We start from the raw sequence: 12,930 nt of genomic DNA on the forward strand, positions 1-12,930 counted from the left end.
ATTAAAGGAGAAAATAGTCGCTACTAGGCTAAATGAAAATAGGGTGAAGTTCGCCATAAATAAGTTTCTTTGTGCAAATTAATTGAATGTAATAGCTTTAGCACGGGTCACCATGTAACTGAGCTTATCGAAAACACTATAAAGGAAATGAGTATGGCAGATATCAATGAAACCGATTTCTATAAAGGGGCATTGTGGGCAGCAGATATCTTATTAACCACATCCCATTTTGATGGTGCGAACGAAGAGGTTCGTGACATTTTGGAGCACATACCTAACTTATATTCTATTGTGATGAGAACACCTGAAACGGAAGTCCATGATTTGCGTTTATATGCAGACAAAGAATTTCCACTCGGCTTAAATGCAGATTACACCACCATTACCATTGCACCATTACAAGACTACTTTGATATTTTGCCTATGCCCGATCAAAACCCTGAGAGTATTACGGTTGAAGTTGATTACTGGGGAGTAGTTGCAACAACATCTGCGGGTAAACAAGATTTATTAATTGCCGGTTTAGCAACGCCAGAGCAAGCACAGCATTATGTGCAAACATTAACCCAACAACTTGAATTGCAAAGAGCAAAATAGCCAACTGGCTATAAGTTAGGCGCTTTAAGTACTATTATTCAACATAAATGACAAAAAACCGCGCTACTGTGTTTATGTACAGTAACACGGTTTTTTTTAACTGAATGAGATTATAACGCGTTGGCTTCGGCTAATTGTAAAGCGAAATAAGTGAAAATAAGGTCAGCGCCTGCGCGTTTAATTGACCCTAGTGTTTCAAGAGCCACACGCGTTTCATCAATTGCACCCGCTTGAGCAGCAAATTTAATTTGTGCGTATTCTCCACTGACTTGATAAGCCCCGATGGGTAATTGAGTGTGTTCGCGTAAATCACGAATAATATCCAAATACGCTCCGGCAGGCTTTATCATTAGCGCGTCAGCACCTTCGCGCTCATCAATTAGTGACTCATGGAGCGCTTCACGGCGGTTCATTGGGTTCATCTGATAGGTTTTTCTATCGCCTTTAAGGCATGAACCTGCTGCATCTCTGAATGGGCCATACAGTGCGGATGCAAATTTTGTGGAGTAAGACATAATTGCAGTGTCTGTAAAGCCTGCTTCATCAAGAGCATGACGGATTGCAGCAACCTGGCCATCCATTGCGGCAGAAGGGGCAATGAAATCAGCGCCTGCACGTGCGGCGGCAACCGCTTGTAAACCTAGGTTATGGATAGTTGCATCGTTGTCAACGACATGACCGTGCATAACGCCACAGTGACCATGAGAGGTGTATTCACAGAAACAGGTGTCAGACATCACTATCATTTCAGGAACGGTTTCTTTGCAGATACGTGACATGCGTGCCACTAAACCATTTTCTTGCCATGCATCACTACCATTATCATCAAGATGATGGGAAACCCCAAAGGTCATCACTGATTTTATTCCTGCATTTGCGATACGCTCAATTTCATAGGCAAGGCGTTTTTCAGGAATACGCATAACACCCGGCATGCTATTGATTGGCATATAGTCATCGAGTTCTTCTTCAACAAAAATTGGCAAGCAAAGGTCATTAACGGAAAGATGGGTTTCTTGGAATAAAGTGCGGAGTTTTTCGGTCTTACGCAATCTTCTCATGCGTTGAATTGAATGCAGGTTGTTCACAGTATCTCCTGGTAGTATGCGGAATAAACCTCAAGAGCTCAGTTTATTCGTCAGGGTAATCAGATGGCTAACAGTATAAACCTTATAGAAAGAAAGTGAATATAGCAGCGGGTAAATGGCACACTTTGAATGATGATAATCAGAATGAGGAGAAGAAAGGGAAGAGCAGAACACTCTTCCTTTGGTGAGATCACTGATGCTTAAATAGCATGTGCCCCATTTTTTCTGCTTTAACGTCAAGGTAATGTTCGTTACTTGGGTTACGACCGACAATCAGTGGAACACGTTCTACCACGTTAATTCCAGCTTCACGCATGATGTCTATTTTTTTCGGGTTATTTGTCAATAAACGGACTTCATTAATTCCCAATAATTTATACATATCAGAGCATAAGGTAAAATCACGTTCATCGGCTTTGAATCCGAGTTTGATGTTGGCTTCAACCGTATCAAGGCCTTGATCTTGCAATGCATAAGCACGGATTTTATTTAGCAAGCCTATGTTTCGGCCTTCTTGACGATGATAAAGTAATACCCCTCGGCCTTCTTTACTAATCTGAGAGAGCGCGGCTTCTAATTGAAAACCACAATCGCAACGTAGACTAAATAACGCATCTCCTGTTAAACATTCGGAGTGGATCCGGCTAAGTACCGGTGTATCTCCTGAGATATCGCCAAAAATTAACGCTACATGATCACGACCGGTTGCAATTTCTTCAAAACCCACCATTAAAAACTCACCGAAAGGTGTTGGGAGTTTTGCTTCGGCAACGCGTTTTAGCTGCATATTTTCTTTCATTAGTTAAAGTAACTCTTGCTTAATTAATAACGTTTATCGATATAAAGTAGCTTAACTATAATACATCGACGCTATATGACGTTTAGCATATAGAGGTTGGTATTCTTTGCACACGACCAACGCTGTATTACTATAACAGAGTTAATAATAGGTGAATGGAATATTTGTATATTTAATAGAACTTTATTTGGAATACATTGAATGAAAAAAATGGTTTTGGTTGTTTGTGCTTTTGCATTGTTATTAATCATGCCTCCCATGGTGATGATAGTTACAGGGTGGCATTGGTCACCAGAAACCCAGTTTAACTCTATGAAATGGCTTCTTTGGCTGACAGACACTGCGGGTGCGCCTTATAGTATTTTAACGTCTTTGTTATTTCTTGGAGTCGTTATATTCGTTTTCCGTTCAGAAAAGAAACAGCGACTGAAAATTTTGCTTGTTCTGGTCAGCGCGGTATTACTGCAACAAGGTTTGAAGAGCGCATTAAAAAGCACATTTAAAGAACCGCGTCCTTATGTGGAATGGTTGGCAACTCAATATCAAATTCCTTCATCAGAGTTTTATGAGTTAAAACGTAGTGAACGAGCGAAATTAATTAAAAATACGGTTAAACAAGATGAAAATATAGCTAAGTGGCAGCGTAAACATTGGCAAGCAGAAACGGGGTATTCTTTTCCTTCGGGTCATATGTTATTTGCGGCAGGCTGGGCATTGTTTTTAATTGTGCTTTTTTGGCAACAGCGTTTATATGCTTTATCGATAGGGCTTGCTATTTGGGCAGAGGGTATTGCGTTTAGTCGGATGTTGTTGGGAATGCATTGGCCTATAGATATAATAACTTCAGTGATCATAAGTGCTTGTTTTACCCTATTTGGTTATTATATTTTACGGGCATGGGGACTATTTAGTAAAGCCGATTAATCTTTCATCAAGTTGGCCATTATTAGGGGAGATCTAACTTAAATATCTCATTGTATAAAATAAATTGCTTTGTCTGAATGCGCTGGAAATGCTACCTTAACAGGTAGATATTATTGGATGAATAGAACTGATAACGGGAATAAATGTGAAATATTTTCTGATTTTATTACTAGCGGTCGCTTTTTTTATTGTTTCGATTACGCTAGGTTCAAGCAATGATCAGGTTATTACATTTAACTATCTGATTGCAAAAGGGGATTTTTCATTATCGACCCTTCTTGCATCACTTTTTGGTGTCGGTTTTGTGCTAGGTTGGCTAGTCTGTGCCGTGTTTTATTTACGAGTCATCGTTAGCCTGAAAAACGCACGTCGTAAAATTCGACGTTTAGAATCACAATTAGGTGCTGGAGAAAGTAATATTTCCGACTCAACCTCATTAGTGACGACTCAGAACAAGGAATAATCCTGTATGTTCGAGTTGCTGTTTCTGCTGCTACCGGTTGCTGCTGCTTACGGTTGGTACATGGGGCGCAGAAGTGCTCAACAAGATAAGCAACAACATGCGAATCGCTTGTCACGTGATTATGTTACAGGCGTTAACTTCCTATTATCTAATCAACAAGACAAAGCTGTCGATTTATTCCTCGATATGCTGAAAAATGAAGACAGTTCCGCTTTTGAGGCTCATCTCACGCTGGGAAATTTATTTCGCTCTCGCGGGGAAGTTGAACGTGCTATTCGTATTCACCAATCGCTGGTGGAAAGTGCTGCTTTGTCATTTGAACAACGCTTATTAGCAACCCAACAGCTTGGCCGAGATTACATGGCTGCAGGGGTTTATGACCGTGCAGAAAATATGTTTCAGCAATTGACAGACGAAGTCGATTTCAAACAAAGTGCCTTACAATCCCTCTTAAATATTTATCAGCTTACCAGTGACTGGACAAAAGCCATTGAAATAGCAGGAAAACTGGTTAAATTAGGGCACCCCGAGTTACGTGAGCAAATTGCGCATTTTTATTGTGAATTAGCGACCCAACAACTCGCTAGCGATGATCTTGAAGATGCACTGACATTGTTAAATAAGGCAGAGCAAGCCGATAACCACTGCGCTCGAGTTTCGATTATGAAAGGTCGGTTGTTTATCGAACAAGGTAATTACGATAAAGCGATTCATGTCCTAAAACAAGTCTATGAACAAGATAGAGAGCTAGTCACTGAAACGTTACCTTTACTATTTGATTGCTATCAACATACAGGCCAAGCAGATGAGTGGGAAGATTACCTTCGTCAGTGTGTTGCAGGTAATTCAGGGGCTATCGCAGAACTTTATTTAGCCGATATTATTGTTGAAAAACAAAATCATGAAGCGGCTGCGAATTACATTAACGACCAAATTCAACGCCATCCTACCATGCGTTTATTCTATCGTTTAATGGATTACCATCTTGAAGAAGCTGAAGATGGAAGGGCAAAAGAAAGTTTGATTTTGCTGCGTAAAATGGTAGGGGAACAAATTCGTACAAAACCCGATTATCGTTGTCATAAATGCGGGTTTACATCGCGTGCATTATATTGGCATTGTCCATCTTGTCGTTCTTGGGACACAATTAAACCTATTCGCGGGCTAGATGGTCAGTGACAGCGTCACTTTTTAAATAATAACGACTCTTTTAAAGGCTAAGAAATGATTTCCTCAACTGAGAACCACACACATTCACCAATTATTGTGGCACTTGATTATGAAGATGCTAATGAAGCTTTGGCTTTTGTGGATCGCATTGACCCACGTGATTGTCGCTTAAAAGTTGGCAAAGAAATGTTTACTTTTAATGGTCCTCAATTTGTTAAGTCACTCCATGAACGTGGTTTTGATATTTTCTTAGATTTGAAATTTCATGATATTCCAAATACTGTTGCTCGTGCGGTTGCGGCTGCAGCTGAAATGGGGGTATGGATGGTTAATGTCCATGCTGGTGGTGGGGCTCGTATGATGGAAGCGGCACGCCAATCCCTTGAGCCTTATGGTAAAGAAGCGCCGTTACTTACTGCAGTAACAGTATTAACGAGTATGGATGAATCTGACCTCTCAGGTGTTGGAATTAACGTTTCACCGGCAGCTCATGCAGAGCGTTTGGCCTTATTAACGAAGCAATGTGGGTTGGACGGTGTTGTGTGCTCTGCTCATGAAGCGCAACGTTTAAAGCAGTTATGTGGTGCTGATTTCAAATTAGTTACCCCAGGTATTCGCCCTACAGGTAGTGATGTCGGGGATCAACGTCGCATTATGACACCACAAGATGCAGTGAAAGCAGGTGTCGATTATATGGTGATTGGGCGTCCAATTACACGCAGTGAAAACCCAACGGTCACATTACAACAAATCAATCAATCTATTGAAGGTTTGCTATGAGTGATTCAAATAGTCGTCTTGTTTACAGTACAGAGACAGGACGTATTGCTGACGAGAAACGCAAGGTTGAAAGGCCTAAAGGCGATGGTATTGTGCGAATTCGCCGTGAGACATCAGGACGCAAAGGGAAAGGGGTTTGTGTAGTTACAGGTCTTGATCTTGAAGATAGCGAATTAGCAAAACTAGCGGCTGACCTTAAAAAGAAATGTGGCTGTGGCGGGGCTGTCAAAGATGGTAACGTTGAAATTCAAGGCGATAAACGCGATGTTATCAAACAGTACCTTGAGGCGAAAGGTTTTCAAGTCAAGTTAGCTGGTGGCTGATTGACTCGACAATTTTGCTATTTTTCATGAGTGGCGACTTAGAGAGCCACTCATTTTATAACGAATAAGTGGTTAAATTGCTGCTAACTCGGTAAATAAAGCAGGATTTCGCTTAATGGCAATGAGTATTTTAGCCGCTAATCCTGTTGGGTTACGTCGTTTAAGTTCCCAACTTTTAATGGTGTCTATACTCGTTCCTAGCGCATGAGCTAATTCGCTTTGGGAAACATTAAGTTGTTCTCGAATTGCTTTGACGTCAGTAATTTCGTAACGAGTGACATTAGCGGCTTTTTGGTGACCGTGTTTAATGTCAACAGCTTCTTCTAAAGAGGCTTTTAATTCGTTGAATATACTCATTTTATACCTCATTTTTTAGTAATTTCGTTAGTTTCTTTAATTCTGCTTTTTCTAAGTCATTTAGCGTATCTTTGACATCCTTTGGGTAAGCCATTATAAAATAAATGATTTCTGGTGTAGCTAGGAAGTAAATAACCCGTACACTTGCACTTTTTCCTTTATTACCCGTTGCCATCCTAATTTTGTGAAGGCCACCTGTTCCTTGAATAATATCGCCTTTATCTGGACATGCGATAAGTTCATTTTGTAGTGTTCTAAGTTCTTCTTGTGTTGCTATCGATTGGATTTGTTTAGTAAAAAACTTGCTTCAATAAATTCAATTGGTGACTCACAGAGTTCCCTCCCTTTGTATTAATTGCAAGTGTACCTTGTACACTTTTTCCGTCAATAGTTTAATAGATTATCGGATATGAAAAATAAAATAGCGTTCATGATGAACGCTATTTTAGATTAAGAAGAGGAAATAAAGGATGTAATGAGATTTATTTACCGACTTGGTGACCGATAATTCCGCCAATAGCAGCACCGCCAACGGTTCCTACAGAGCTTCCGCCTGTCAGTACGGCACCACCAACAGCACCTACACCGGCACCAATCGCTGTGTTTTTATCGCGCTTAGACATATTTGAACAGGCACTGACGCTGATAGCGACTGTGGCTATCACCATGAATGATAAAATACGTTTGCTTACTGTGTTCATTTTAGTGATCCTTAGTACAGATTTAACAGTTAACAAAATATCATGATAGGTAATTATACGAATAAGAATAATCAGGAAAAGATCTGGAAAAGTGCTCGCTGTTTAACGTTTAATGCGAATATGATGTTAAAAAACAATTTATAGAAAAATAAAAGACCATAGATATCAAACTATGGTCTTTTAAGAATAGCAGAAAAGTTGTTATTCGGCTGGTCTAGCAACGATATTACGTGTTTCCATACGAACTTCATTAATGGTGACATTAATAATATCGTTAAGTTGGTAAGCTATTTCACCTTTAACAAGCACATTGCCTGTTTCTTGGCTACATTGAATCTCATCACGAACGCTATGAATAAAGGGGGCAGGGACAAATGCAACGGCACCATTGTCGACTAAGCGAACTCGCACTCCACCACGGGTAATATCGATAATTTCAGCTGGGAATTTAGTGTCTGTACCCTCAAAAGGCTTTAAGTAACGCGAATAGAGCCAGTCACCAACATCACGTTCAGCCATACGATTTGCACGACGACGTTCAGCTAATTTGATTGATAATTCTTCGGAGGGTTTATCCGTAGAAGGTTTACCGGCAATAATAGACTTTATTAAGCGATGATTGACGATATCGGTATACTTACGAATTGGTGAAGTCCAAGTCGCATAAGCATCAAACCCTAAACCAAAATGTGGACCGGGCTCAGCTTTGACTTCCGCAAAAGTTTGGTAACGACGAATTCGGCTATCAAGGAATTGAGTTGGCTGTGCATCTAATTGACGGCGTAGTTGACGGAAACCTTCTAGTGATAACAACGATTCAGCCGTTGTTTCAATACCGTTATCTTTTAGTGTTTGCACGACTTGGTCAATTTGCAGAGGTTCAAACCCCATATGCACATTAAACACCCCAAACCCTAATTTTTCTTTTAGTACCGCAGCAGCGCAGAGGTTAGACGCGATCATAGCTTCTTCAACAATGCGATTAGAGCTACGGCGACGTTCAGTCACGATGTCAACCACATTGCCTTTATCATCTAATACAAAGCGGTAATCGGGGCGGTCTTTGAAGACGAGGGCATTATTTTCACGCCATTGTAAACGTCTATCTGACATTTCTTTAAGGAGTAAAATTTGCTGTTTATCGGTATCATTTGCTGGCTGCCAACTGCCTGTATTTTCAAGCCAATCAGAGACTTCGTCATAAACTAATTTAGATTTTGATTCAACCCAAGCACTGAAAAACTCAATGTGATCGTCAATGCGTCCATCTTCTTTAATTAGCGCAATACAGACTAAAGTAGGGCGGCGTTCATTTGGGCGTAAAGAGCATAGGTCGTCAGATAATCTGCGCGGTAACATTGGAATATTGAAACCAGGCAAATAGTTGGTATAGCCGCGGGCTAATGCCAGTTTATCTAGTTCGCTGCCTTCTGGTATATAACTTGTCGGGTCAGCGATAGCGATATACAGCTTTAAATTGCCATTATCGGTTCTTTCAACATAGAGCGCGTCATCAATGTCTTCAGTACTAGCATTGTCTATCGTCGTAAAATGCAAGTGAGTTAAATCAACACGTTCAATTCCGTGATCGTCACGTTCACTATCAACCATTTTAGGTTCATCACGGTCTAATTGGTGACGGCGTAACGTTACCCACCAAGGGGCAAAATGGTCATCACCATCGGTGATAAATTCAGTTATTTCAGCGTAGAAAGTTTTATCACCCTTTAATGGGTGGCGACGCATTTGTGCAACAACCCAATCATCTTGTTTGAATTCGTGATTGATGCCATTAACAGGACGGCAAGAAATCATATCTTTCAGTAATGGGTGATCGGGAATGACAAATAAGCGGTTATCATTGTCTTTTTTTTGTATTTTCCCAACAAACCTATCTAAAAAAGGTTCTACCAGCTCTTCTGGTTCTGCAAATTCGCGGTCTTTATCTGTACGAACTGCAGCAATAACGCGATCGCCATGCATGACTTTTTTCATTTGAGGCGGTGGAATGAAATAGCTTTTTTGGCCATCAACTTCGAGGAAGCCAAAACCTTTTTCTGTGCTTTTTACCAGCCCTTCGACACGTGGAGTCTGGGCATGTAGTTTTTGTTTAAGTTGTGCGAGCAGTGGGTTGTCTTGGAACATACTTACCGTTTTATTGATATTGGGTTTGGCTCTATTGTTACGTAAGACAAAGTCTTAGAGCAAGGAAAAAATGCGTTACTGACTAGATTCATCATTAAAAATACCGTTTATTGGTAATGTATAAAAATAGCATTTTGATCAATCTTCTGGGTATATTTTATCTTTAAATTCGCATAAATCTTCGATAATACATGAGCCACAGCGGGGTTTGCGGGCAATACAAGTATAACGTCCATGCAAAATAAACCAATGGTGGCAATCTACTTTAAACTCTGCGGGGACAACTTTAAGAAGTTTTTCTTCTACTTCAATAACATTTTTACCCGGAGCAAAGTTAGTACGATTGCAGACACGAAAAATATGTGTGTCAACAGCGATAGTCGGCCAGCCAAATGCGGTATTAAGAACCACATTTGCAGTTTTACGGCCAACACCCGGTAAGGCTTCCAAAGCCTCTCGGTTTTCAGGAACCTGACTGTTGTGTTTTTCGATTAAAATTTGACAGGTTTTATAGACACTTTCAGCTTTAGTATTAAATAAGCCAATGGTTTTAATGTATTCTTTTATCCCATCCACACCTAGCGCCATAATAGTTTCAGGTGTATTAGCAACAGGGTATAGCTTCGCTGTCGCTTTATTAACACTCACATCAGTCGCTTGAGCTGATAATAAAACTGCGATTAATAGCTCAAAAGGAGAATTAAATTCTAGCTCCGTTGTAGGGTGTGGGTTGTTATCCCGTAGACGAGTTAGAATTTCAATGCGTTTTGATTTATTCATTGCTCACAAAATATCGTTGTTAAGAAATATGGCTACCGCAACCTTGCTGTTTTTCATATTCACGCTCGGGTTGAATACTGGATTGTCGTGCGGCTCTTTTTTTCATTTTTTCATCAATTAAGTACTTTGCTGCTAATAGTAACGCTAGCCCAATAAAGGCACCAGGCGGTAGCATAGCGAGTAAAAATGGAGAATCAAGATGTAATACTTCAATACGAAGGGAGGTGGCCCAAGAACCGAGTAACAAGTCAGCACCATCAAACAAGGTACCATTCCCTAAAATTTCACGAATTGACCCTAGAACAAGCAAGGTCGCCGTTGCGCCTAAGCCCATGGCAAACCCATCTAGAGCAGATAACCCAACAGGATTACGAGATGCATAGGCTTCTGCTCGCCCAATAACAATACAGTTGGTGACGATTAACGGAATAAAGATCCCGAGAGATTCATATAAACCAAAAGCATATGCGTTGATTAGCATTTGTACCGCACTAACAACAGAGGCAATAATCATCACGTAGATAGGGATGCGAATTTCTGATGGTACCCAACGACGTAAAGCAGAAACTGCAACATTAGTACAAACTAAGACTAGTGTTGTCGCTAAGCCTAGCCCTAATGCGTTTGTTGCTGTTGATGAAACAGCAAGAAGCGGACAAAGCCCTAATAGTTGAACCAATGCAGAGTTGTTTTTCCACAAACCTTGCATTAATAAGTCTTTAGATGTATCGCTCATTATTCGTCCCCACAGCGTGGATAATTCGATAATTGTTGTGGAATTTGTTGCATAAATACAGCAGTACGTTTAGTCGCATTGACGACTGCTCTGGGCGTAATTGTTGCTCCAGTAAACTGATCAAATTCACCACCGTCTTTTTTAACCGCCCATTTAGGGTCATTGTCAGAGGCTATTTTCTTACCGCTAAAATAAGTAATCCAATCAGATATTCGTGTCTCAATCTTGTCACCAAGCCCTGGTGTTTCATGATGTTCTGTTACACGAGTTCCCAATACTGTGCCGTTAAAATCGGCTCCAACTAATAAATGTATCGCGCCAGAGTAGCCGTCTAATGCCGTTGTTTCTAATGCCGCAGCAACGGGGTCGCCATTTTTACGGGCTAGATACAAACGCCTAGGTTGTTTGTTACCAAGTATGGCTTCATTAGTGACTAAATAACACTCTTTTGCGAGTTCATTGTCATATAAATCACTTGGTATAACTTGGTCGAGTAATTTTTTCTGAACAATAGCGGCTTGTTCAGCAATAGTCTCTTTAGTTAACGTGTACACTGCAGCACTAAGCGCGGTCGTGCCTGCCGCAAAGATTGCTAACGTTACACCATGGCGTTTCATCGTGTTTAACATACGGTTATCCTTACTTATGCCCATGGCCGTACGCACGAGGTTGCGTATAGTAATCAATTAATGGAACGGTAATATTGGCGAGTAACACGGCAAATGCGACAGCGTCAGGGTAACCACCGTAAACACGGATCACCCAAACAAGGAAACCAATGATCACACCAAAAATAATTCGTCCCTTAGGTGTTGTCGATGCGGTAACAGGGTCAGTGGCAATAAAAAATGCCCCTAGCATAGTGGCACCAGACAATAGATGAACCCATGGTGATGCATGCTGGCTATCATCAATTAAGTGGCTAACAATAGCTAAGATTGCCAACGTACCTAAGAACGACACTGGGATGTGCCAGCTAATAATACGGCGCTGTAATAAGAACAAACCGCCAACTAAATAGCCAATATTTACCCATTGCCAACCAATACCGGCTAAGGAACCTTGCAAAATAGGTTGTTGTAATACTTCAGAAATAGAATGAGTCAGTAGGCCCGTTTTAAAGCTATCAAGTGGGGTTGCTTGGCTCATACCATCAATTCCCGTTCGTAGCTGCTCGAGAGTAATACCTGTTGGTGTATGGCCACTGAGAATAATTGATAGGCTATCAAGGGCTGAAACCGACATATTCTGTAATTCATGCGGGGGTAGCCAGTTTGTCATATGAACAGGGAATGATATCAATAAAACAACATAGCCCACCATCGCGGGGTTAAAAGGGTTTTGTCCCAATCCACCATAACATTGTTTAGCAATCGTAATAGCAAAAAATGTCCCTAATACGATTAACCACCAAGGTGAGAGCGGTGGTAGGCTGATGGCTAATAATAAAGCAGTTACAATGGCTGAATTATCTTTTAGTACAGGAACTACAGGTTGTTTGCGTAAACGAATAGAAACCGCTTCTGTGATAACGGCTGTTAGCATCGCTAAAATAATTTGATATAAGGTGCCAACGCCAAAAAAATAAACTTGAGCCGCAATACCGGGTATTGCAGCTAAAAGTACCCAAAGCATGACTAAGCTGGTGCTTTGTTTATTATGAGTAAATGGCGCGCTAGCAATTTTTAAACGGCGATTTTTCGCATCAATTGGCCTAAATTTCATCTCGTTATCACTTACTCTGTAGTCGTTTGTTCATGTTGTTCATGTTGTTCATGTTGTTCATGTTGTTTTTGTGCTTGTTTCGCTTTTACTCGCGCGATTGCAGCGGCAACGGCAATTTTTCGAGGGTCGGTTTCCTCTTCAATGGGTTGTTCGGCAGCGGGAGTAAGCTCTTCTTGTGCGAGTTGTTCTGCTTGAGCGGCTTTTTTAGCTTTCGCACGCGCAATAGCCGCAGCGACAGCCGCTTTACGTGGGTCAACTTCGGTATCCGCTACCGCATCAGCGACTGGCGGAGTGGCAGGTTGTTCTTGAGCGGCTTTTTTAGCTTTTGCACGCGCAATAGCC

The 12,930-nt window shown here is 41.0% G+C and carries 15 protein-coding genes and 2 pseudogenes; 6 read left to right on the forward strand and 11 right to left on the reverse strand.

The window, feature by feature from the left end; translation table 11 throughout:
* Positions 1-153 precede the first annotated feature (153 nt).
* The gene (locus PSE72_RS01485) at positions 154-597 is read left to right on the forward strand and encodes a hypothetical protein (RefSeq protein WP_004911037.1); all 444 of its coding nucleotides are present in this window, start codon (positions 154-156) and stop codon (positions 595-597) included.
* Between the two features lie 110 nt (positions 598-707).
* Here the strand turns inward: PSE72_RS01485 and hemB are convergent, their stop codons facing one another.
* Together hemB and ribA are read right to left on the reverse strand one after the other, a co-directional pair.
* Positions 708-1,685: a porphobilinogen synthase gene (gene hemB / locus PSE72_RS01490; protein WP_110731948.1), complete on the reverse strand. Its 978-nt coding sequence runs from the start codon at positions 1,683-1,685 to the stop codon at positions 708-710.
* 190 nt (positions 1,686-1,875) lie between these two features.
* Positions 1,876-2,472 (reverse strand): GTP cyclohydrolase II, encoded by a 597-nt coding sequence (gene ribA / locus PSE72_RS01495; protein ID WP_004911029.1) that lies wholly within the window; start codon positions 2,470-2,472, stop codon positions 1,876-1,878.
* 213 nt (positions 2,473-2,685) lie between these two features.
* Between ribA and PSE72_RS01500 the strand changes: the two genes are divergently transcribed.
* From PSE72_RS01500 to yciH, 5 genes are all read left to right on the forward strand, one after another.
* On the forward strand, positions 2,686-3,408 hold the full coding sequence (locus PSE72_RS01500) for a phosphatase PAP2 family protein (protein WP_217007712.1): 723 nt from the start codon (positions 2,686-2,688) through the stop codon (positions 3,406-3,408).
* A gap of 145 nt (positions 3,409-3,553) precedes the next feature.
* Positions 3,554-3,871 carry a LapA family protein gene (locus PSE72_RS01505; RefSeq protein WP_004911022.1) on the forward strand — a complete coding sequence of 106 codons (318 nt, stop codon included), beginning with the start codon at positions 3,554-3,556 and terminating at the stop codon, positions 3,869-3,871.
* A gap of 6 nt (positions 3,872-3,877) precedes the next feature.
* On the forward strand, positions 3,878-5,050 hold the full coding sequence (lapB, locus tag PSE72_RS01510; protein ID WP_004911018.1) for a lipopolysaccharide assembly protein LapB: 1,173 nt from the start codon (positions 3,878-3,880) through the stop codon (positions 5,048-5,050).
* Between the two features lie 45 nt (positions 5,051-5,095).
* On the forward strand, positions 5,096-5,821 hold the full coding sequence (pyrF, locus tag PSE72_RS01515; protein WP_004911015.1) for an orotidine-5'-phosphate decarboxylase: 726 nt from the start codon (positions 5,096-5,098) through the stop codon (positions 5,819-5,821).
* Positions 5,818-6,144 carry a stress response translation initiation inhibitor YciH gene (yciH, locus tag PSE72_RS01520; RefSeq protein WP_115167211.1) on the forward strand — a complete coding sequence of 109 codons (327 nt, stop codon included), beginning with the start codon at positions 5,818-5,820 and terminating at the stop codon, positions 6,142-6,144. The genes pyrF and yciH overlap by 4 nt, the downstream gene beginning before the upstream one ends.
* A 72-nt stretch (positions 6,145-6,216) precedes the next feature.
* On the opposite strand, the gene nadS is transcribed toward yciH, so the two are convergent.
* The 9 genes and pseudogenes from nadS to PSE72_RS01565 form a co-directional block, all read right to left on the reverse strand.
* Entirely contained in the window at positions 6,217-6,501 is a 285-nt protein-coding gene (gene nadS, locus PSE72_RS01525; protein WP_115167212.1) for a NadS family protein, read from the reverse strand.
* 1 nt (position 6,502) lies between these two features.
* Positions 6,503-6,822, reverse strand: a pseudogene (locus tag PSE72_RS01530) (type II toxin-antitoxin system RelE/ParE family toxin).
* Positions 6,823-6,983: 161 nt separating this feature from the next.
* A complete protein-coding gene (gene osmB, locus PSE72_RS01535) occupies positions 6,984-7,202 on the reverse strand; it encodes an osmotically-inducible lipoprotein OsmB (RefSeq protein WP_004911006.1) in 219 nt (72 codons plus the stop codon).
* A 201-nt stretch (positions 7,203-7,403) separates the two neighbouring features.
* Complete coding sequence (locus tag PSE72_RS01540) at positions 7,404-9,347, reverse strand: exoribonuclease II (RefSeq protein WP_115167214.1); 1,944 nt, start codon at positions 9,345-9,347, stop codon at positions 7,404-7,406.
* A gap of 138 nt (positions 9,348-9,485) precedes the next feature.
* Complete coding sequence (nth, locus tag PSE72_RS01545; RefSeq protein WP_115167215.1) at positions 9,486-10,127, reverse strand: endonuclease III; 642 nt, start codon at positions 10,125-10,127, stop codon at positions 9,486-9,488.
* A 19-nt stretch (positions 10,128-10,146) separates the two neighbouring features.
* Positions 10,147-10,863, reverse strand: a complete 717-nt coding sequence (locus PSE72_RS01550) for an electron transport complex subunit E (protein WP_004910994.1) — start codon at positions 10,861-10,863, stop codon at positions 10,147-10,149.
* Positions 10,863-11,492 carry an electron transport complex subunit RsxG gene (rsxG, locus tag PSE72_RS01555; protein WP_115167216.1) on the reverse strand — a complete coding sequence of 210 codons (630 nt, stop codon included), beginning with the start codon at positions 11,490-11,492 and terminating at the stop codon, positions 10,863-10,865. The genes PSE72_RS01550 and rsxG overlap by 1 nt, the downstream gene beginning before the upstream one ends.
* Before the next feature lie 10 nt (positions 11,493-11,502).
* On the reverse strand, positions 11,503-12,588 hold the full coding sequence (gene rsxD, locus PSE72_RS01560) for an electron transport complex subunit RsxD (protein WP_004910990.1): 1,086 nt from the start codon (positions 12,586-12,588) through the stop codon (positions 11,503-11,505).
* An 11-nt stretch (positions 12,589-12,599) separates the two neighbouring features.
* Positions 12,600-12,930, reverse strand: a pseudogene (locus tag PSE72_RS01565) (electron transport complex subunit RsxC); the annotation flags it as partial.

The organism is Providencia sp. PROV116 (genome assembly GCF_028482485.1).
GTDB classification, from domain to species: Bacteria; Pseudomonadota; Gammaproteobacteria; order Enterobacterales; family Enterobacteriaceae; genus Providencia; species Providencia rettgeri.